Origin of the sequence: Streptomyces sp. NPDC058674, from assembly GCF_042716505.1 — a bacterium.
Classification (GTDB): Bacteria; Actinomycetota; Actinomycetes; order Streptomycetales; family Streptomycetaceae; genus Streptomyces.
Window position 1 is genome coordinate 103202 of sequence record NZ_JBHXSC010000007.1, and the last position, 20169, is coordinate 123370.

Annotated in this window: 13 protein-coding genes and 1 pseudogene; 11 read left to right on the forward strand and 3 right to left on the reverse strand. The window is 73.6% G+C overall.

Annotated elements, in window-relative coordinates; translation table 11 throughout:
• The first annotated feature begins 21 nt into the window (after nt 1–21).
• The gene (locus ACFWU6_RS06215; protein ID WP_383978830.1) at nt 22–1836 is read left to right on the forward strand and encodes a chitinase; all 1815 of its coding nucleotides are present in this window, start codon (nt 22–24) and stop codon (nt 1834–1836) included.
• A 155-nt stretch (nt 1837–1991) separates the two neighbouring features.
• Here the strand turns inward: ACFWU6_RS06215 and ACFWU6_RS06220 are convergent, their stop codons facing one another.
• The gene (locus tag ACFWU6_RS06220; protein WP_383978833.1) at nt 1992–2780 is read right to left on the reverse strand and encodes a phosphatase PAP2 family protein; all 789 of its coding nucleotides are present in this window, start codon (nt 2778–2780) and stop codon (nt 1992–1994) included.
• 133 nt (nt 2781–2913) lie between these two features.
• Nucleotides 2914–4248, reverse strand: a complete 1335-nt coding sequence (gene gabT / locus ACFWU6_RS06225; protein WP_383800949.1) for a 4-aminobutyrate--2-oxoglutarate transaminase — start codon at nt 4246–4248, stop codon at nt 2914–2916.
• A 236-nt stretch (nt 4249–4484) separates the two neighbouring features.
• Here gabT and ACFWU6_RS06230 point away from each other — a divergent pair, with 236 nt between their 5' ends.
• On the forward strand, nt 4485–6890 hold the full coding sequence (locus ACFWU6_RS06230) for an ATP/GTP-binding protein (protein ID WP_383978837.1): 2406 nt from the start codon (nt 4485–4487) through the stop codon (nt 6888–6890).
• A gap of 262 nt (nt 6891–7152) precedes the next feature.
• Entirely contained in the window at nt 7153–8751 is a 1599-nt protein-coding gene (locus tag ACFWU6_RS06235) for a PucR family transcriptional regulator (protein ID WP_383800955.1), read from the forward strand.
• On the opposite strand, the pseudogene ACFWU6_RS06240 reads toward ACFWU6_RS06235, so the two are convergent.
• A pseudogene (locus ACFWU6_RS06240) lies at nt 8739–8931 on the reverse strand (IS5/IS1182 family transposase); the annotation flags it as partial. The gene ACFWU6_RS06235 and the pseudogene ACFWU6_RS06240 overlap by 13 nt on opposite strands.
• A 76-nt stretch (nt 8932–9007) precedes the next feature.
• Here ACFWU6_RS06240 and ACFWU6_RS06245 point away from each other — a divergent pair.
• The 8 genes from ACFWU6_RS06245 (at nt 9008) to ispG (ending at nt 20064) form a co-directional block, all read left to right on the forward strand.
• Complete coding sequence (locus ACFWU6_RS06245; RefSeq protein ID WP_383978839.1) at nt 9008–10444, forward strand: PP2C family protein-serine/threonine phosphatase; 1437 nt, start codon at nt 9008–9010, stop codon at nt 10442–10444.
• Nucleotides 10441–10812 carry an STAS domain-containing protein gene (locus ACFWU6_RS06250; RefSeq protein WP_383800961.1) on the forward strand — a complete coding sequence of 124 codons (372 nt, stop codon included), beginning with the start codon at nt 10441–10443 and terminating at the stop codon, nt 10810–10812. The genes ACFWU6_RS06245 and ACFWU6_RS06250 overlap by 4 nt, the downstream gene beginning before the upstream one ends.
• 329 nt (nt 10813–11141) lie before the next feature.
• Nucleotides 11142–12587 carry an aldehyde dehydrogenase family protein gene (locus ACFWU6_RS06255; protein ID WP_383978842.1) on the forward strand — a complete coding sequence of 482 codons (1446 nt, stop codon included), beginning with the start codon at nt 11142–11144 and terminating at the stop codon, nt 12585–12587.
• Nucleotides 12588–12741: 154 nt separating this feature from the next.
• Entirely contained in the window at nt 12742–14775 is a 2034-nt protein-coding gene (locus ACFWU6_RS06260) for an acyl-CoA dehydrogenase family protein (protein WP_383800966.1), read from the forward strand.
• A gap of 59 nt (nt 14776–14834) precedes the next feature.
• Nucleotides 14835–16157 (forward strand): hypothetical protein, encoded by a 1323-nt coding sequence (locus ACFWU6_RS06265; protein ID WP_383800969.1) that lies wholly within the window; start codon nt 14835–14837, stop codon nt 16155–16157.
• A 20-nt stretch (nt 16158–16177) separates the two neighbouring features.
• Nucleotides 16178–17431: a 1-deoxy-D-xylulose-5-phosphate reductoisomerase gene (gene dxr / locus ACFWU6_RS06270; protein WP_383800972.1), complete on the forward strand. Its 1254-nt coding sequence runs from the start codon at nt 16178–16180 to the stop codon at nt 17429–17431.
• Nucleotides 17428–18729 (forward strand): M50 family metallopeptidase, encoded by a 1302-nt coding sequence (locus tag ACFWU6_RS06275; protein WP_383800975.1) that lies wholly within the window; start codon nt 17428–17430, stop codon nt 18727–18729. The genes dxr and ACFWU6_RS06275 overlap by 4 nt, the downstream gene beginning before the upstream one ends.
• A gap of 177 nt (nt 18730–18906) precedes the next feature.
• Nucleotides 18907–20064, forward strand: coding sequence for a flavodoxin-dependent (E)-4-hydroxy-3-methylbut-2-enyl-diphosphate synthase (ispG, locus tag ACFWU6_RS06280; protein WP_383800978.1), 1158 nt, complete (start codon nt 18907–18909; stop codon nt 20062–20064).
• Nucleotides 20065–20169 lie beyond the last annotated feature (105 nt).

A 20169-nucleotide genomic window follows, 5' to 3' on the forward strand; every position in this document is an offset into this window, starting at 1 on the left:
CCCCATGCCCCGGAGGCAGTTGTGCGCAGAGCCACGTCCTTCCTCACGGCCGCCGCCCTCGCGGTGGCCGGCTTCCTCGCCGCGGGCCCGCCGGCCGCGGCGGCCGACGCCGACCTCGTCCGCAACGGCGGCTTCGAATCGGGACTCGACGGCTGGAGCTGCTCCGGCGGCAGCGGAGCCGTCGTCACCACCCCGGTCCACGGGGGCGGTTCCGCCCTCAGGGCCACCCCGGCGGGCCAGGACAACGCCCGCTGCGCCCAGACCGTCACCGTCAAGCCCGACTCGACGTACACGCTCGGCGCCTGGGTGCAGGGTGCGTACGTCTACCTCGGCGCGGCCGGGACCGGCACCACCGACGTGTCCGCCTGGACCCAGAGCCCGGGCGCGTGGAAGCAGCTGACGACCACCTTCCGCACCGGACCGGCGACGACGTCGGTGACGGTCTACACCCACGGCTGGTACGGCCAGCCGGCCCACCTCACCGACGACGTCACGGTCGTCGGCCCCGACCCCGGCGGCCCCGGCCCCGGCCAGCCCCAGCCCCCGGCCGCCCCCGCCGGCCTGACGGCCTCGGCGACCTCCTCCACCTCGGTGGCCCTGTCCTGGTCGGCGGCGACCGGGGCCACCTCGTACAAGGTCCACCGCGAGGGCGCCGCACCCGTGGCCGTCACCGGGACCTCGGCGGCCGTCACCGGCCTCGCCGCGTCCACGACGTACACCTTCCGGGTCAGCGCGGTGAACGCGGCGGGCGAGTCCGCCAAGGGCGCCCCCGTGGCGGTGACCACCACGAGCGGCGGCGGCGGTCCGGGCACCCCCGGCCTGCCCGCCCACGCCCTGGTCGGCTACCTCCACGCGAGCTTCGCCAACGGCTCCGGATACGTCCGCATGGCCGACGTCCCCGCCTCGTGGGACGTGGTCAACCTGGCCTTCGGGGAGCCGACGTCCGTCACCTCGGGCGACATCCGCTTCCAGCTCTGCCCGGTCGCCGAATGCCCCAACGTCGAGTCGCCGGCCGAGTTCAAGGCGGCCGTCAAGGCCAAGCAGGCCGCGGGCAAGAAGGTCCTGATCTCCATCGGCGGCCAGAACGGCCAAGTGCAGCTCGCGACCACGGCGGCCCGCGACACCTTCGTCTCCTCCGTCAGCCGGATCATCGACGAGTACGGGCTCAACGGCCTCGACATCGACTTCGAGGGCCACTCCCTCTCCCTGGCCGCCGGGGACAACGACTTCCGGGCCCCCACCACACCGGTGATCGTCAACCTGATCTCCGCCGTGAAGACCCTCAAGGCCAAGTACGGCCCGGACTTCGTCCTGACCATGGCCCCCGAGACCTTCTTCGTCCAGCTCGGCTACCAGTACTACGGCTCCGGGCCCTGGGGCGGGCAGGACCCGCGCGCCGGGGCGTACCTCCCGGTCATCCACGCCCTGCGCGACGACCTCACGCTGCTCCACGTCCAGGACTACAACTCGGGCCCGATCATGGGCCTCGACAACCAGTACCACTCCATGGGCGGCGCCGACTTCCACATCGCCATGACCGACATGCTGCTCACCGGCTTCCCGGTCGCGGGCAACACCGCCCGGGTCTTCCCGGCCCTGCGCCCGGAGCAGGTGGCGATCGGCCTCCCGGCGACGACCAGCGCGGGCAACGGCCACACCCCGCCCGCCGAGGTGAACAAGGCGCTGGACTGCCTGACGAAGGGGACGAACTGCGGGACCTACCGGACCCACGGCACCTGGCCCGCCCTGCGCGGCCTGATGACCTGGTCGATCAACTGGGACCGCTTCGGCGGCTGGGAGTTCAGCCGGAACTTCGACGCCTACTTCGGCGGCTAGGAAGCCGGGACCGGCCCCGGAGGGAGCGGCCCGGGGCCGGGGACCAGACGTGCCGGCGCGCCGGCGGTGCGGGCGAACTGCCGCCGCCCGCCCGGCTACTCGGGCTCCGCCGGTCGCCGGACCGGCTACTCGGGCTCCGCCGGCCGCCGGACCGGCTACTCGGGCTCCGCCGGCCGCCGGACCGGCCGGTCGGGCGATGCCGCCCACCGCACCGGCAGCAGCAGGAGCGTGCACAGCAGCAGGCTGGCGAGCACGTCCAGCGGCCAGTGCCAGCCGCGCAGGACCAGCCCGGCGGCCGTCAGCGCCGTCAGCGCCAGGGCGCAGGCGGCAGGCCAGGGGCGCCGGGTGTACGGGCCCACCAGCAGGGCGGCGCCGGCGTACGCGACGAACGCGGTGGCCGTGTGGCCCGAGGGGTAGTAGCCGGCGGCCCAGGGCTCCAGCGGGCCCGGGCGGGCGGTCCACACCTTGAGCGGCACGACCAGCGCCGGCACCAGGGCCATCGCCAGGCCTGCGGCGAGGGCGGCCGCGCGCCGGCCGTGCCGGGCGGCGTAGGCCATGGCCAGCACGAGGACGGGTACCGCGACGGGCACGTTGCCCAGGTCGGAGAGGCGCTCGGTGACCGGGTCGGGGACCGCGCGCACCAGGGCGCGGCTCAGCGCGCGGTCCGGCGTCAGCAGCGGACCCGCGACCAGGACCTGCCAGGTGGTGAGCGAGAAGAGGAGGCCGCAGAGCGCGGCGACGAGGAGAGTGGCCGGCCGTCCCGGAACAGGGGGGATGGTTCCGGGACGGCCGCCCGGACCGGGTCGCCGTGCGCCCCGGGGGGTTTGGGGCGGGCGGCTGTCCGATCGGTGAGGAGTGTGCGCGAACGCATGCCCAGTACGGTGCTGGGGAAGCCCGGCACTGGTGTCGCCCCCGATTTCCCGGGAGCGGGGTGTCTCACTCATCTGCAGAAACCGTACGGCAGAGAAAGGGGGGCCGACAGCAGGAACGCGTTCCCGCCATCGGCCCCCCACACCTTCTTCACAGTGCCCGACCGTTACCGGCGGTAGCGATCGAGCGGACGGTGCGCGTGTTCGATCAGAGGGCCGCGAACGCGGCCTCGATGACGTCCAGGCCCTCGTTCAGCAGGTCCTCGCCGATGACGATGGGCGGCAGGAAGCGGAGCACGTTGCCGTAGGTGCCGCAGGTGAGGACGAGCACGCCCTCGGCGTGGCACGCCTTCGCGAGCGCGCCGGCCGCCTCCGGGAACGGGGTCTTGGACACCGGGTCCTTGACCAGCTCGATCGCGATCATGGCGCCGCGGCCGCGGATGTCGCCGATGATGTCGTACTTCTCCTGCATGGCCGTCAGGCGGGCCTTCATCAGGGACTCGATCTTCTTCGCCGCGGCGTTGAGGTCGAGCTCCTTCATGGTCTCGATGGAGCCGAGCGCACCGGCGCACGCCACCGGGTTGCCGCCGTAGGTGCCGCCCAGGCCGCCGCCGTGGACGGAGTCCATCATCTCGGCGCGGCCGGTCACGGCGGCGAGCGGCAGGCCGCCCGCGATGCCCTTGGCGGTGGTGATCAGGTCGGGGACGATGCCCTCGTCCTCGCACGCGAACCACTGGCCGGTGCGGCAGAAGCCGGACTGGATCTCGTCCGCGACGAAGACGATGCCGTTGTCGTTGGCGAACTTCACGAGGGCCGGCAGGAAGCCCTTGGCGGGCTCGATGAAGCCGCCCTCGCCGAGCACCGGCTCGATGATGATCGCGGCGACGTTGTCCGCGCCGATCTGCTTGCTGATCTGGTCGATCGCCTGGGCGGCGGCCTCGGGGCCGCAGTTCTCGGCGCCGGTGGGCCAGCGGTAGCCGTAGGCGACCGGGACGCGGTAGACCTCGGGGGCGAACGGGCCGAAGCCCTGCTTGTACGGCATGTTCTTCGACGTCAGCGCCATGGTGAGGTTCGTGCGGCCGTGGTAGCCGTGGTCGAAGACCACGACGGCCTGGCGCTTGGTGTACGAACGGGCGATCTTGACGGCGTTCTCGACGGCCTCGGCGCCGGAGTTGAACAGGGCCGACTTCTTGGCGTGGTCGCCCGGGGTGAGCTCGGCGAGGGCCTCGCACACCTCGACGTAGCCCTCGTACGGCGTGACCATGAAACAGGTGTGCGTGAAGTCCGCGAGCTGCGCGGAGGCACGGCGCACGACGGCCTCGGCGGAGGCGCCGACGGAGGTCACGGCGATGCCGGAGCCGAAGTCGATCAGGCGGTTGCCGTCGACGTCCTCGATGATGCCGCCGCCCGCGCGGGCCGTGAAGACGGGGAGCACGGAGCCCACGCCGCCGGCGACCGTCGACAGACGGCGGGCCTGCAGCTCCTGCGACTTGGGGCCGGGGATCGCGGTGACGATGCGGCGCTCCTGCGGGACAGCGGTCATAGGGGGCTCCTGGGGGGTGTTTTCGGACGCACTCGTGTCTTTGTCCGCAGGCTAGGCCCGGGGGAGGCGCGAAGGCATGCGCCGATCGGGAGTGGTGGGGGCGTGTCCTTGTCCGCGGCGGCCATAGGAGTGGCCGGGGGGGCGCCGTGCGGACCCCGCGCGCCACGACCCCGGCGGGCGGCCGGGCACTAGATTGGGCGCCGCAGCGGGCAGGCTTTCGCAGGGGGCAGGGGTTCATGGACACGGACGGCACGCACGACGCACGCACCACCCACACGGGCCCCACCCCCAGACCCTCCGCCCCGCCCCAACACCCTCCGAAGCCGCGCCATGCCCCGGGCCGGGTCCCCGCATTGGTCGACTGGCTGCGCACGGCTCGGCCGGCCGCGGAGCCAGGCATCTGGCGATACGGCCACACGCCCCGGGCGGCAGCGGAGCCCGCGCAGACCCCGGACCGGACCCTGGCAGGCGGTGCCGCCATCTCCTTCCTGGCCTGCGTCCTCGTCTGGTCACTCATGCGCAACACCTACATCCCCTTCTGGGACGCTCCGCTGAAGCTCTTCACGCCCCACAGCTGGTGGGCCGCGAACGGCGAGCCGGTCGTGGGGACGGGCGCGGTGCAGGCCAAACCGATCTACGAGCTGCTCTTCGTCTCCGCGCTCCTCTACGGCTTCGGACGCCTGGGGAACTGGCGCACCGCCTGGAGCCGACTGGTCGTCGCACGCGGACCCTGGATCCAAGCACTGACGGTCGTGCCGGTGGCCTACGTAACGCTGCTCCTCGTACACGCCTACCAACTTCCGATCCGGCAGCTGGTGGAGGGGTTCCTCCCCTACGACCCCGTCAACGGGGACCCGGAGGCCAACCTCGCCCTCATGACGACGGCCAGGACCGTGATCGACGTAGTCCTCGTCCTGGGCTTCGCATGGCTCGGCGGTGGAGGCCGACTGCTGCGCCGGTTCGTGCCGGCCGCACCGCCCACCAGCTCCGACGCCGCTGCGCCGCCGTCGGCGGCGGGGGCCGGCCGTCCCCGGCCCGCCGGTGCCGAGAACACGGCCGACGACCCCGTGCGGTGGCCGGCCGTGCGGGCGGCCGGGTTGGGGGACGTGGCCGACCGGCTGGAGCGGGAGGTGGGGGACGGGCGGATGAACGACGTGGACTACGCCCGCATCCGGCGGGCCTGGGAGTCCGTGCGCGTCGACCCGTCCCGGCTGCGGGCCTTCGCCGACGCCGTGCGTGACAAGGGCGCCGGGGCCTGTGTGCACCCCTCCGGCGCGCGGGACCTGCCCGCGCGGGCCGCCCGGCACGACCTGCTCGCCCGGCAGGTGCTCCTCGGCACCGTCGAGGACGGCGCCCGCAACCCGTACGCCCGCCGCGGCACCGCCCTCGCCCTCGACCCCGACGTGCTCGGCACGTCCATGCTGGCCGTCGGGCCCTCCGGCAGCGGCAAGACCGCCCGACTGGTGCGCCCCGTCGTCGAGTCGCTCGCGCTCCAGGCGCTCGCCGGCCAGGCCGCCGTCGTCGCCGTCGGCGCGGCCGGGGCGCAGCTGGGGCCCGACGAGGCGTATGACGTCGTCGTGCGCGTCGGCGACCCCGCCTCCGTGTACGACCTCGACCTCTACGGCGGCGCCACCGACCCCGACGAGGCGGCCACCCTCCTCGCCGAGGCCCTCGTCGGCGACCTCGCCGGGGTCGAGGTGCGCCGCGCCGCCACCGCCCTCGCCCAGCTCCTGGGGCCCTTCCGCGCGGTGCACGGCCGCTTTCCCGCCGTGCCCGAGCTGCGCGAGCTGCTCGACCAGGTGCCGGAGGCGTTCGACGGCCTGCGGCGCAGCCTGGAGGCCGGGCAGCCGTCCATGCTCCGCGAGCTCGACGCCCGCTGCCGCCAGCACGGAGCGCACGGGGACCCCGGACCGGCGCTCGCCGACCGGGTGGCCCTGCTGGACCGGCCCGCATTCGCCGGCTTCTTCAACGTCGGGGCCCCTGACGCCGCCGGCCAGGGCAGGCCGTTCTCGCTGCGGGCCCTGGAACACCCCATCCGGGTCCGCGTCGACCTGCCCGAACGGGCGCACGCAGACGCCTCCCGGATGCTGGCCCGGCTGCTGCTCGCCCAGTTCAACGCCGCCGCCGTTGCCCGCACCGACCGCTCGCTCTTCGCCTTCCTCGCCTTCGACGACGCCTCGCACACGCTGACCCCGGAGACCGTGCGCGGGGTGCAGCGGCTGCGCTCGGCCCACGCCGGCGTGCTGCTGACCCTGCGCACGCTGGACGACGTACCGGAGGCGCTGCGGACGCCGCTGCTCGGGGCGGTCGGCTGCCGCACGGCCTTCTCCGGCGTCACGACCTGGGACGGGAAGCGCTTCGCCGAGGCCTGGGGCACCGAATGGGTGGAGACGCGCGACGTCACCCACCGGACGGTCTTCGCCGACCAGCCCCTCACCCGGGCCATCCACGCCTTCCGCAAACTCGTCACCGGCAAGGCCGTCACCACCGACGCCGTCACCGTGCGGCAGGTGGAGCGGGAGCGCTGGTCCGCCTCCGACCTGGCGCACGCCGTCCCCCCGGGGTACGCGGTGCTGTCGCTGACCTCCGTCCGGGGGGAGCGGGCGGCCCCGCTGCTGGTGAGGCTGGCCGGCACGGCGTGACGGCCCGGCGGCCCGGCGCCCCTCCGGCCCGGCGCCCCTCCGGCCCGGCGTACGGGGGCGCGTACGCCGGCGTACGGCTGCCCCGAGCCGGGCCCGGCCGCGTACGGCTCCGGCCGCCGCCGCCCCGGTAGGGCCCGAACCGTACGGGGTGGCAGAATCGAAGGGAGCCGTTCGTACGGCACGTCGAAATCGGCAGCCGGCCCGTCCGGCGCCGCCCCGGCGCCGTCTTTGCCGCCCCCTCCGCTAAGGCCCCTGGTAACCGATGCCGCTCACCCTCGCCTCACTCGTCCAGCACTCCGCGCTCAAGCTCAGCGTGCGCGCCGGGGAGGGCCGCCTGGACACCCCCGTGCGCTGGGCCCACGTCAGCGAGCTCGCCGACCCCGTCCCCTACATGGACGGAGGGGAGCTGCTGCTGATCACCGCGATGAAGCTGGACGCGGAGGACCCGCAGGAGATGGCCCGCTACGTCCGCCGCCTCGCCGCCGCCGGGGTCGTCGGCATCGGCTTCGCGGTCGGCGTCAACTACGAGGCGGTCCCCGAGGCCCTGGTCGAGGCCGCGCGGGCCGAGGACATGCCGCTGCTGGAGGTCCCCCGGCGGACCCCGTTCCTCGCCATCAGCAAGGCCGTCTCCGCCGCGCTCGCCGCCGACCAGTACCGGGCCGTGACCGCCGGCTTCGAGGCCCAGCGGGACCTGACCCGCGCCGCGCTCTCCGCCGACGGCCCCGCCGAGCTGCTGGCCCGGCTGGCCGCGCACGTGCACGGCTGGGCGGCCCTGTACGACACCTCGGGCGCGGTGGTCGCCGCCGCCCCGGAGTGGGCCGCCCGCCGCGCCGCCCGGCTCACCCCCGACGTGGAGCGGCTGCGGGAGCGCCCCGCGCCCGCCAGCGCCGTGGTCGGCGGCTCCGACGACCGGGTCGAGCTCCAGTCGCTCGGCACCGGCCGCCGGGCCCGGGGCGCGCTCGCCGTCGGCACCGGCGCCCCGCTGGGCACCGCCGAGCGCTACGCGGTCCACTCCGCGGTCGCGCTGCTCACCCTCACCACGGAGCGCTCGCGCTCGCTCCACGACGCCGAGTCCCGGCTGGGCGCGGCGGTGCTGCGGATGCTGCTGGCGGGGGAGGCGGAGCATGCCCGGACCGTCGCCGGGGACCTGTACGCGGGCCTGCTGGAGGCGCCGTTCCGGCTGATCGCGGCCGAGCCGGCGCTGCCCGGTACGGCCCAGCCGGAGGGGCTGGCGCAGCTCGCCGACGCCGTGGAGTCGGCGGCCGCCCGTACGGGGGAGCCGCTGCTGGTGGTCCCCGAGCCGGGCCGGCTCGTCGTCCTGGCCGCCGACGGGGGCTCCGCCGTACAGGCCTGCGCCGAGCACGCGGAGGCTCTGGAGGCGCGGCGCGGCCGCGATGCGGCCGTCCCCGAGCCGGACGAGCTGGTGGTCGGGCTGTCCGGGGCGGCCGGTCCCGGCGGCGTGGCGGCGGCCCTGACCCAGGCCGACCAGGCCCTCGCCGTGGCCCGGCGCCGCGGCCGGCCGATGGTGGAGCACGAGGAGATGACGGCCGGCTCCGTGCTGCCGCTGCTCGCCGACGACGCCGTACGGGCCTTCGCGGACGGCACCCTGCGGGCGCTGCGGGAACACGACGCGACCGGTCGCGGCGACCTGGTGGCCTCGCTGCGGGCCTGGCTCTCCCGGCACGGCCAGTGGGACGCGGCCGCCGCCGACCTCGGCGTGCACCGGCACACGCTGCGCTACCGGATGAAGCGGGTCGAGGAGATCCTCGGCCGCTCCCTCGACGACCCCGACGTCCGGATGGAACTGTGGCTCGCCCTGAAGGCCACGTCCGCTCCGGCCCGGACAGTGTCTGACAAATGATCACGGGTTGGTTCGCGGAGCCAGAGGACCAGGGAGGGCCAGGACGACTCCGGCGCGGTAGCGGTCGGCGAGCTTGTCGAACCCGGCTGCGATCGCGCGGAACTGCTTGAGGCGGGCGAAGCACCGTTCGACCACGCTGCGGTCGCGGTAGACCTCCTCGTCGAAGGCGGGCGGGTGGCCGGTTCCTGACGGCAGGGGGCTGGTCTACGCTGCCGAGGCGCGGACCGTCCGGGTCGGCGGGCAAGGAGAGGCAGACATGCCGCAAGCAGGACACGCCGCGCCCCCGGCCGGGGGGCAGGTGCGGCGGGCGCTCAGCGTGGCGGAGGAGGCCGGCCGCTTGGATGCGGTGCGGCGCTACGACATCCTCGACACCCCTCCGGACGGTGCGTTCGACCGCGTAGCGGCGTTGGCGGCCCGGCTGTTCAAGGTGCCGGTGGCGAGTGTGACGATCGTGGATGAGGACCGGATCTGGTTCAAGGCCGTCCACGGCCTGGAGGGCGTGAGCGAGATCGGGCGGGAGCCCGGCCTGTGCGGCTCGGCGGTCCTGTCGGATGAGACGTTGGTGATCCCCGACACTCTCATCGACCCGGTCGCCTGTGACAACGCTCTGGTCACCGGTCCGATGGCGGTCCGGTTCTACGCCGCGGCGCCGATCATCACCGGCGACGGGTACCGGCTGGGCACCGTCAACATCCTCGACACCAAACCGCGCCTGATCACCGAGGAGGACACCGCCACCCTCGCGGATCTGGCCGCGATCGTCCTCGATGAGCTGGAGATGCGCCTTTCGGCTCTGAACGCGCTGCGCATCGAGCAGGAGCGGCGCATCGAGCAGGAGGAGGCCCGGCAGCGCGCGGAACAGGACAAGGTGTCCATCGCGGCGTTCGCCGCCGCGTTGCAGCGCACTCTGCTGCCGCCGGCGCTGCCGGTGGTGCCGGGCCTGGAGCTGGCCTGCCACTACGCCACCGCCTCCCCGCAGGACGTGGGCGGCGATTTCTACGACGTCTTCGCCCTGGACGGCAAGAGGTGGGCGTTCTTCCTCGGGGACGTGTGCGGCAAGGGTCCCGAAGCCGCCGCCCTGACCTCCCTGACCCGCTACACCCTGCGCGCCGCCGCCCTGATCGACCCCGACCCCGACGTGGTCCTCACCTCGCTGAACACGGCGCTGCTCCTCGATGCGGCCGTCGGCAGCCGGTTCTGCACCGCCGTCTTCGGCGTCCTTGAGCCGCACGAGCAGGGAGGCTTTGCCGTCACGGTGGCCACCGGCGGGCACCCCCCGGCCTACCACCTGCGCGGGCAGGGGACGGTGGAGGCGGTGCAGCCCAAGGGCGGCATGCTCATCGGCGCCATCGCAGGCGCACACTTCGCCTCCCACAGCATCCACCTCGCCCCAGGCGAAGGACTGCTGCTCTACACCGACGGGCTGACCGAGGCCCGCCTTGCGGACGGCGAGATGATAGGTGACGAGGGCCTGACCGGCTTCCTTGCCGCCCGCACCGCGACCGTCAGTGCGACGGCGGTCATCGAGGACACCATCGCCCTCATCGACGCCACGCCCCACGGCGCCGGTGACGACGTCGCCCTGCTGGCCCTGTCCGTCCCCCTCGCCGACGCCGCGGCAGACGGCTTCACCGCCGCGGCCACCGCCCACACCATCGCCCCTGCCGGCGAGATGCCGGAGAGCCGACCGTGACCGACTTCCGCCTCACCGCCCAGCACACCGACGGTGATCTCGCCGTGGCCTGCGTCTCCGGGGACCTCGACTTCGACACCGCCCCCCACGTGCGCAGCCAGGCACTGGCCCTGATCGAGCAGGGCCACCGCCACCTGCTCCTGGACCTCGAAGCCGTCACCTTCTGCGACTCCTCCGGTTTCAACGCCCTGATCGGCATCTACCGCTGCGCGAAGGAAGCGGAGGGCAGTGTGACCCTGGCCGCCGTTCCCGACCGGCTCCAGCGGCTGCTGAACCTCACGGGCCTGAGCACCCTGCTGCCCGCCTACCCCACCACAGCCCAGGCCCTCAACGCCCATGCCCTCGGTCGGAACACAGCCATCGCGTAACCCCATGAGGTGCCCGCCGCAGACGACGGCGGGCCCGTCCACGTGCTCCGCTCGGTGCCCTCGACGGTGCACCGCGTGCTGACCCGGTTCGGTCTGGCCCGCCTGTCCCCTCTGGACCGGGCCACCGGCCGTGTCATACGCCGCTGGTCAGGCCGGCCCGGCCGCCCGGTCCGGTCCCGGCCGCCCGCCCGCGCGGGGAGCCGGACAGTGACAAACCGGCGAAGCCGCGCGACGGGCCGCTCCACCCCGGACAAACGACGAATCCGCGCCCGCGTCCTACGGTGGTGGGGACAACGACCCACCGCACACTCCGAAGGGCCGGGATTCGCATGACTTCCACCCACGCCTTCTGGCTCGCCGGCCGCCTCGCCACCGGCGAGGACAGCTTCGACGTCCACTCCCCGTGGGACGGCCGCCTGGTCGCCTCGGTCAGCGTGCCCACCGAGGCGCAGGTCGAAGAGGCCGTGGCCGCGGCGTACGCCGTGACGGCGGAGTTCTCCGCGACGCCCGCCCACGTTCGGGCCGCGGCCCTGGACCACGTGTCCAAGCGGCTCACCGAGCGCACCGAGGAGATCGCGCAGCTGATCTCCGCCGAGAACGGCAAGCCGATCAAGTGGGCGCGCGGTGAGGTCGGCCGTGCGGTGTCCGTGTTCCGTTTCGCCGCGGAAGAGGCCCGCCGCTTCAACGGCGGAGACGCCCAGCGCCTCGACACCGACGCCGGCGGTGTCGGTCGCCTCGCCCTGACCCGCCGCTTCGCCAAGGGCCCGGTCCTCGGCATCGCGCCCTTCAACTTCCCGCTGAACCTGTGCGCCCACAAGGTGGCCCCGGCCATCGCCGTCGGCGCGCCGATCATCCTCAAGCCCGCCCCGGCCACCCCGCTCTCCGGGCTGATCCTGGGCGAGCTGCTCGCCGAGACCGACCTCCCGGCCGGCTCCTGGTCGGTCCTGCCGGTGGCCAACGACAAGATGCCGGCCCTGGTGAAGGACGAGCGCCTGCCCGTCATCTCCTTCACCGGCTCCGACACCGTCGGCTACGCCATCCAGCAGTCGGTGCCCCACAAGCACTGCACCCTGGAGCTCGGAGGCAACGCCGCGGCCGTGGTCCTCGCCGACTGGTCCTCCGAGGCCGACCTCGACTGGGCCGCGACCCGCATCGCGACCTTCTCGAACTACCAGGCCGGCCAGTCCTGCATCTCCGTCCAGCGCGTGATCGCCGACGCCTCCGTCTACGACCGCCTGGTCGACAAGGTCGTCGCCAAGGTCCGGGCGCAGGTCACCGGCGACCCGTCCGACTCCGCCACCGACGTCGGCCCCCTCGTCTCCGAGGACGCGGCCAAGCGCGTCGAGTCCTGGGTCGAGGAGGCCGTCTCCGCGGGGGCCAAGCTCCTCACCGGCGGCAAGCGCGACGGCGCCTCGGTCGAGCCCACCGTCCTCGCGGAGGTCCCGGCCGGCGTCAAGCTCGCCACCGAGGAGGTCTTCGGCCCGGTCCTGACGCTGAAGAGGGTCGAGAACACCGACGAGGCCTTCGCCGCCGTCAACGACTCCAAGTTCGGCCTGCAGGCCGGCATCTTCACCCACGACGTCCAGGTCGCCTTCCGCGCCCACCGCGAGCTCGAGGTCGGCGGTGTGATCATCGGCGACGCGCCGTCCTACCGCGCCGACCAGATGCCGTACGGCGGCGTCAAGCAGTCCGGCGTGGGCCGCGAGGGCGTCCGCTACGCGATGGACGACTACACGTACGAGCGAGTCCTGGTCCTGACCGGCCTCGACATCTGACCTCGTACGGCCAATGAGCCGACGGCCGGAGCCCACTGTGCGGGGGCTCCGGCCGTCCCCCTTTTCCGGCGCGCCCGCACGGGGTACGACTCTCACGTAGCACCGGCAGGTCTTCCCTGAAGTCCCCGACTCCGGCGGCGAGGTGGGTACCCGCATGTCCGCAACACAGCCCAGCGGCACACAGCCAGGCACACAGCCAGGCGCACAGTCCGGCCGGCGGCCGGAGGAGCAGCCCGGCCCGCCCCCGGCCACCCGGCCCGGCGCCCGGCCCAAGGTGACCGAGCGCGAGGCACGGCAGGTCGCGGAAGCGGCCCGCGAGCAGGACTGGCGCAAGCCCAGCTTCGCCAAGGAGCTCTTCCTCGGCCGTTTCCGGCTCGACCTGATCCACCCCCACCCGCTCCCCGCCGACGAGGACGTCCGGCGCGGCGAGGCCTTCCTCGCCCGGCTGCGGGAGTTCTGCGAGACCGAGGTCGACGGCGCCCGCATCGAGCGCGAGGCCAAGATCCCCGACGAGACCGTGCGCGGGCTCAAGGAGCTCGGCGCCCTCGGCATGAAGATCGGCACCGAGTACGGGGGCCTCGGCCTCACCCAGGTCTACTACAACAAGGCGCTCGCCCTGGTGGGCTCGGTCAGCCCGGCCGTCGGAGCGCTGCTCTCCGCCCACCAGTCGATCGGCGCGCCCCAGCCGCTCAAGATGTTCGGAACCCGCGAGCAGAAGGACGCCTACCTGCCGCGCTGCGCCACCAGTGCCATCAGCGCGTTCCTCCTCACCGAGCCCGACGTCGGCTCCGACCCGGCGCGGCTGGCCACCACGGCGGTCCCGGACGGGGACGACGCCTACGTCCTGGACGGGGTGAAGCTGTGGACCACCAACGGGGTCGTCGCGGACCTCCTCGTCGTCATGGCCCGCGTGCCCCGGAGCGAGAACCACCGCGGCGGCATCACCGCCTTCCTCGTGGAGGCCGACTCGCCGGGCATCACCGTCGAGCACCGCAACGCCTTCATGGGCCTGCGCGGCCTGGAGAACGGCGTCACCCGCTTCCACCGGGTCAGGGTGCCCGCCGACCAGCGCATCGGCGCCGAGGGAGCCGGCCTCAAGATCGCACTGACCACCCTGAACACGGGCCGGCTCTCGCTGCCCGCCATGTGCGTCGGCGCCGGCAAGTGGTGCCTGAAGATCGCCCGCGAGTGGTCCGGCGTGCGCGAGCAGTGGGGGCGGCCGGTCGCGCGGCACGAGGCCGTCGGCGCCAAGATCTCCTTCATCGCCGCGACCACCTTCGCCCTCGAGGCCGTCGTGGACCTCGCCTCCCAGATGGCCGACGAGGACCGCAACGACATCCGCATCGAAGCCGCCCTCGCCAAGCTCTACGGCTCGGAGATGGCCTGGCTGATGGCCGACGAGCTGGTGCAGATCCGCGGCGGCCGCGGCTTCGAGACCGCCGACTCCCTCGCCGCCCGCGGCGAGCGGGCCGTCCCCGCCGAGCAGATGCTCCGGGACCTGCGCATCAACCGCATCTTCGAGGGCTCGACGGAGATCATGCACCTGCTGATCGCCCGGGAGGCCGTCGACGCCCACCTGGCGGTGGCCGGCGACCTCATCGACCCGGAGAAGGACCTCGGCGACAAGGCGAAGGCGGGCGCCCGCGCCGCCGGCTTCTACGCCCGCTGGCTTCCGAAGCTCGCGACCGGCGCCGGCCAGGTCCCGGGCGCCTACCGGGCCTTCCATCCGGGCGGCCACCCCGACCTCGCCGCCCACCTGCGCTACGTGGAGCGCAGCGCCCGCAAACTCGCCCGGTCGACCTTCTACGCCATGTCCCGCTGGCAGGGCCGCATGGAGACCAAGCAGGGGTTCCTCGGCCGGATCGTCGACATCGGCGCCGAGCTCTTCGCGATGAGCGCGGCCTGTGTCCGCGCCGAGCACCTGCGCGCCACCGGAGCGCACGGCCGCGAGGCGTACCAGCTCGCCGACGCCTTCTGCCACCAGTCGCGGCTGCGCGTCGAGGAGCTCTTCGGCCGGCTCTGGTCCAACACCGACGACCTCGACCGCAAGGTCGTCGAGGGCGTCCTCACCGGTACCTACGCCTGGCTGGAGGAGGGCGTCCTGGACCCCTCCGGGGACGGGCCCTGGATCGCGGACGCCGCACCCGGCCGCTCCGTCCACGAAAACGTGCACCGTCCCCTGCGCTGACCTGCGATCATCGGAAGCAGTCGGATGGACGTACGAGTACGAGCACGAGGCGGGCGCCGATGTCGACGGCCAGCGAAGACCGCACCAGCCGGCGCCTGGCCCGGTGCGTGGCGCTCGTCCTGCGCCACGCACCGGACCACGTCGCCGTCGACCTCCTCGGCCGGCTCGACGGGCCCGCCCGCAAGTACCTCACGCGGGACGAATGGCTGCCCGCCTCGGCCGTGACGCTCCTGCTGCGCCACGGCACCGGGCAGGACCGGCACTACATCGCCCGCAACCCCCGCGTCGTCGGGCGGCCGCTGCCCGGCCTGCCCGGCCCCGCGCGGTACGCGGCCCGGCCCGGGCCGTCGCCCGAACTGCTGGCCCAGGTGGGCCCGGGGCCGTTCGCCCAGGGCGAGCTGACCGCGCTCCTGCGGCGCCACGGCCGCCGGCCCCGGATACCCCTCACCCTGCTGCGGATGCCGCATGCCCCGGTCGATCCGGCGGCGCTCCTGCGCGAGCACGCCCGCGCACCGCTGCCCCCCGGGGCCGTCGAGGCCCTGCTGATGGCCGGCGGGCTGTCGCCGGAGACCGGCCGGGCCCTGCTCGGCGGCGGCGCGCCGGACGCGCAGCCGCACTCCTGGCACCGCCCGGCCGTGCGTGCCGTCCGGATGGGGCTGCTCACCTTCGAAGAGCTCGTCGCCCACGTCGCCCCCGCACGCCGCACCCTGCTGCTCGCGCACCCTCCCGGGCACGCGGCCCGCGGCCTGCGCTGGAACCTGCCCGAGACGGCGGGCATGCGGACCGCCGTGGGCCGGGCCCTGCGCCCCCTCGGGAACGACCCCCGGCTCTGGGCCGAACTGCTCCGCCACGCGCGGACGGCCGCGGTCACCCTGCCGGAGCTGGTGGACGGCCTGGTCGGCGGCGCCCTTCCGGAACCGGCGGGCTCCCCGCCCGACGGGCCGGAGGCCGCCCGGCTCGAAGCCGCGGTCCACTCGCTGGCCCCGAGGGCCGAGGACCCGTACGGGGGCGTGGAGCGCGAACTGGCCCTGGCGAGCCTCGCGGTCCCGATGGAGTCCGCCGAGGAGGACATCCGGTGGGTGCGGGACTGCCTGGCACGCCGGCTGCTCGACGGCGCCGACGTGGTCCGGCACAAGCTGCCCGCCTGCTGGGCCCTGGACGAGGACCACTGGCTGGGGGAGAGCCCCACCCCCGACCGGTACGACCGGTCCGGGCCGGTGCTGGCCGCGCGGGCGGAGGCCGACCGGCTGTTCGCGCTGGCCCTCGGCGAGGACCCGGGCGCCTGGTGGTCGGTGGCCCGCGCGCTTCCCGAGTTCGCCGGGACCCTCCCGCACCTCCTCCTGCGCGTGACCGACGGGGGCTCTGTGTCCACGCACCCCTGAGTTGCGGCAACAATGGGGGCATGAGCGACCGCCCAGCCCCCCTCGCCGATCCGCACCTCCTCTTCGACCCCGCGGCCGGCCGCCGGGACACCGTCATCCTCGGCTCGACCGGATCGATCGGCACCCAGGCCATCGACCTGGCCCTGCGCAACCCGGACCGGTTCCGCGTGACCGCCCTCTCCGCCGCCGGCGGGCGGGTGGGGCTGCTGGCCGAGCAGGCCCGGCTGCTGCGGGTCACGGCGGTGGCGGTGGCCCGCGAGGACGTCGTACCGGCCCTGAAAGAGGCGCTGAGCGCCCAGTACGGCGCCTGCGAACCGCTGCCCGAGATCCTGGCCGGACCCGACGCGGCCGCCGAGCTCGCCGCCTCCGAGTGCCACACCGTGCTCAACGGCATCACCGGTTCCATCGGCCTCGCGCCCACCCTCGCGGCCCTGCGGGCGGGCCGGACCCTGGCCCTGGCCAACAAGGAATCGCTCATCGTCGGCGGCCCCCTGGTCAAGGCCCTCGCGAAGCCCGGCCAGATCATCCCCGTCGACTCCGAACACGCGGCGCTCTTCCAGGCGCTGGCCGCCGGGACCCGGGCCGACGTGCGCAAGCTCGTCGTCACCGCCTCCGGCGGGCCCTTCCGCGGCCGCACCCGCGAGGAGCTGGCCGGCGTCACGGTCGAGGACGCACTGGCCCACCCCACCTGGGCGATGGGCCCGGTGATCACCGTCAACTCCGCGACCCTGGTCAACAAGGGGCTGGAGGTCATCGAGGCGCACCTGCTCTACGACATCCCCTTCGAGCGCATCGAGGTCGTGGTCCATCCGCAGTCCTACGTCCACTCGATGGTGGAGTTCACGGACGGCTCCACGCTGGCCCAGGCCACCCCGCCGGACATGCGCGGCCCCATCGCGATCGGTCTGGGCTGGCCCCAGCGCGTCCCGGACGCCGCCCCCGCCTTCGACTGGACCAAGGCGTCGAGCTGGGAGTTCTTCCCGCTCGACACGGAGGCCTTCCCGGCCGTGGGCCTGGCCCGGCACGTCGGCGGCCTCGGAGGCACCGCCCCGGCCGTGTTCAACGCCGCCAACGAGGAGTGCGTCGAGGCGTTCCTGGCCGGACGGCTGCCGTTCACGGCAATCATGGATACCGTCTCTGCCGTGGTCGATGAGCACGGGACGCCGGAGTCGGGAACCTCCCTGACCGTCCGGGACGTCCTCGAGGCGGAGGCCTGGGCGAGGGCCCGGGCGCGGGAGATGGCGGCTCGTGCCGCCGTGGAGGCGAGCGCATGACGGTTCTGATGACGGTGCTCGGGGTCGCGATCTTCGCGTTCGGCCTGCTGGTCTCCATCGCGTGGCACGAGCTGGGACACCTGTCGACGGCGAAGCTGTTCGGCATCCGGGTGCCGCAGTACATGGTCGGCTTCGGCCCGACCGTCTGGTCCCGGCACCGGGGCGAGACCGAGTACGGGATCAAGGCCATCCCGATGGGCGGCTACATCCGCATGATCGGGATGTTCCCGCCCGGCGGGGACGGCAAGGTGACGGCGCGCTCGACCTCGCCGTTCCGCTCGATGATCGAGGACGCGCGCTCGGCGGCGTACGAGGAGCTCCGGCCCGGCGACGAGCAGCGGCTCTTCTACACGCGCAAGCCGTGGAAGCGCGTGATCGTGATGTTCGCCGGACCCTTCATGAACCTGATCCTGGCCGTGGCGATCTTCCTCACCACGCTGATGACCTTCGGGCTCAACACCCAGACCACCTCCGTCGCCTCGGTGTCGGACTGCGTCATCCAGCAGAGCGAGAAGCGCGACACCTGCGCCGCGGGAGACCCGGCCGCCCCGGCCAAGGCGGCCGGCCTCCGGGCCGGGGACAGGATCGTCGCCTTCAACGGCCGCGAGGCCGAGGACTGGTCCGCCCTCCAGAAGGACATCCGCGCCACCGTCGGCCCCGCCACGATCACCGTCGTGCGGGCCGGCCAGCGGATCGACCTGCAGGCGAACCTGATCGAGAACAAGGTCGCCAAGACCGACGGCAGCGGCAGGTACGTCAAGGACCAGTACGTCACCGCCGGCTTCCTGGGCTTCGCCCCCGCCTCCGGCTACGTCCCCCAGACCTTCGGCCAGTCCGCCGAGCACATGGGCGAGATGATGCAGGCCGGCGTCGCCTCGCTGGTGCAGCTGCCGTCCAAGGTCCCGGACCTGTGGAACGCGGCCTTCAACGGCGCCGACCGCGCCCAGGACAGCCCCATGGGCGTCGTCGGAGCCGCGCGGGTCAGCGGGGAGATCTTCAACCTCGACCTGCCGGCCACGCACATCCTGGTGATCTTCCTCAACCTGCTGGCGGGCTTCAACCTCTCGCTGTTCCTCTTCAACATGCTCCCGCTGCTGCCGCTGGACGGCGGGCACATCGCCGGGGCCCTGTGGGAGTCGCTCCGGCGCGGTCTGGCGCGGTTGTTCCGGCGCCCCGACCCGGGCCCGTTCGACGTGGCGAAGCTGATGCCCGTCGCCTACGTGGTGGCCGGCGTCTTCATCTGCTTCACGCTGCTGGTGATGGTCGCCGACGTGGTCAACCCGATCAAGATCACTTAGCCGCGGCGGCGGACGTACACCACGCGCACCGGAGCCGGGCACGCATCGTGCCCGGCTCCCTACGTTCGGGTGGCGCACCCCCTCGGATGCGCGGGGCACGCGCGGGTTGGCGTAATCTCGAAGGCTGGAGCCCGCCGATCTCGGGACCTTGATCCACACCTTGGGGTTGCACAGCAGATGACTGCCATCTCTCTCGGAATGCCGGCCGTGCCGACGAAGCTTGCCGACCGCAGGGTCAGCCGCAAGATCCAGGTCGGTTCCGTGGCCGTCGGAGGCGACGCACAGATCTCGGTGCAGTCGATGACCACCACCCGCACGTCCGACATCGGTGCCACGCTCCAGCAGATCGCCGAGCTCACCGCCGCCGGCTGCAACATCGTCCGCGTGGCCTGCCCCACCCAGGACGACGCCGACGCCCTCGCCGTCATCGCGAAGAAGTCGCAGATCCCGGTCATCGCCGACATCCACTTCCAGCCCAAGTACGTGTTCGCCGCGATCGACGCCGGCTGCGCCGCGGTCCGCGTCAACCCGGGCAACATCAAGCAGTTCGACGACAAGGTCAAGGAGATCGCGCGGGCCGCCAAGGACGCGGGCACCCCGATCCGCATCGGCGTCAACGCCGGCTCCCTCGACGCCCGGCTGCTGAAGAAGTACGGCAAGGCCACCCCGGAGGCACTGGTCGAGTCCGCGCTGTGGGAGGCCTCCCTCTTCGAGGAGCACGGCTTCAGCGACATCAAGATCTCGGTCAAGCACAACGACCCGGTCGTCATGGTCAACGCCTACCGCCAGCTCGCCGCCGCCTGCGACTACCCGCTGCACCTCGGCGTGACCGAGGCGGGTCCCGCCTTCCAGGGCACCATCAAGTCCGCCGTCGCCTTCGGCGCGCTGCTCTCCGAGGGCATCGGCGACACCATCCGCGTCTCCCTCTCGGCCCCGCCGGTCGAGGAGATCAAGGTCGGCATCCAGATCCTGGAGTCGCTGAACCTCAAGCCGCGCCGCCTGGAGATCGTCTCCTGCCCCTCCTGCGGCCGCGCCCAGGTGGACGTGTACAAGCTGGCCGAGGAGGTCACGGCGGGCCTGGAGGGCATGGAGGTCCCGCTGCGCGTCGCCGTCATGGGCTGCGTCGTGAACGGCCCCGGCGAGGCCCGCGAGGCCGACCTGGGCGTCGCCTCCGGCAACGGCAAGGGCCAGATCTTCGTGAAGGGCGAGGTCATCAAGACCGTCCCCGAATCGAAGATCGTCGAGACCCTCATCGAAGAGGCGATGAAGATCGCCGAGCAGATGGAGAAGGACGGCATCACCTCCGGCGAGCCCACGGTGGCCATCGGCGTGTGAGGCCCCGGACACCGCCCCGGCCCCGTTCCCGCAGCTCGGGGGCGGGGCCGGGGCTTTTTCGCGACCGCTGGCGCGCGGCATCCTCCACCGGTGCCGGGTACAGTG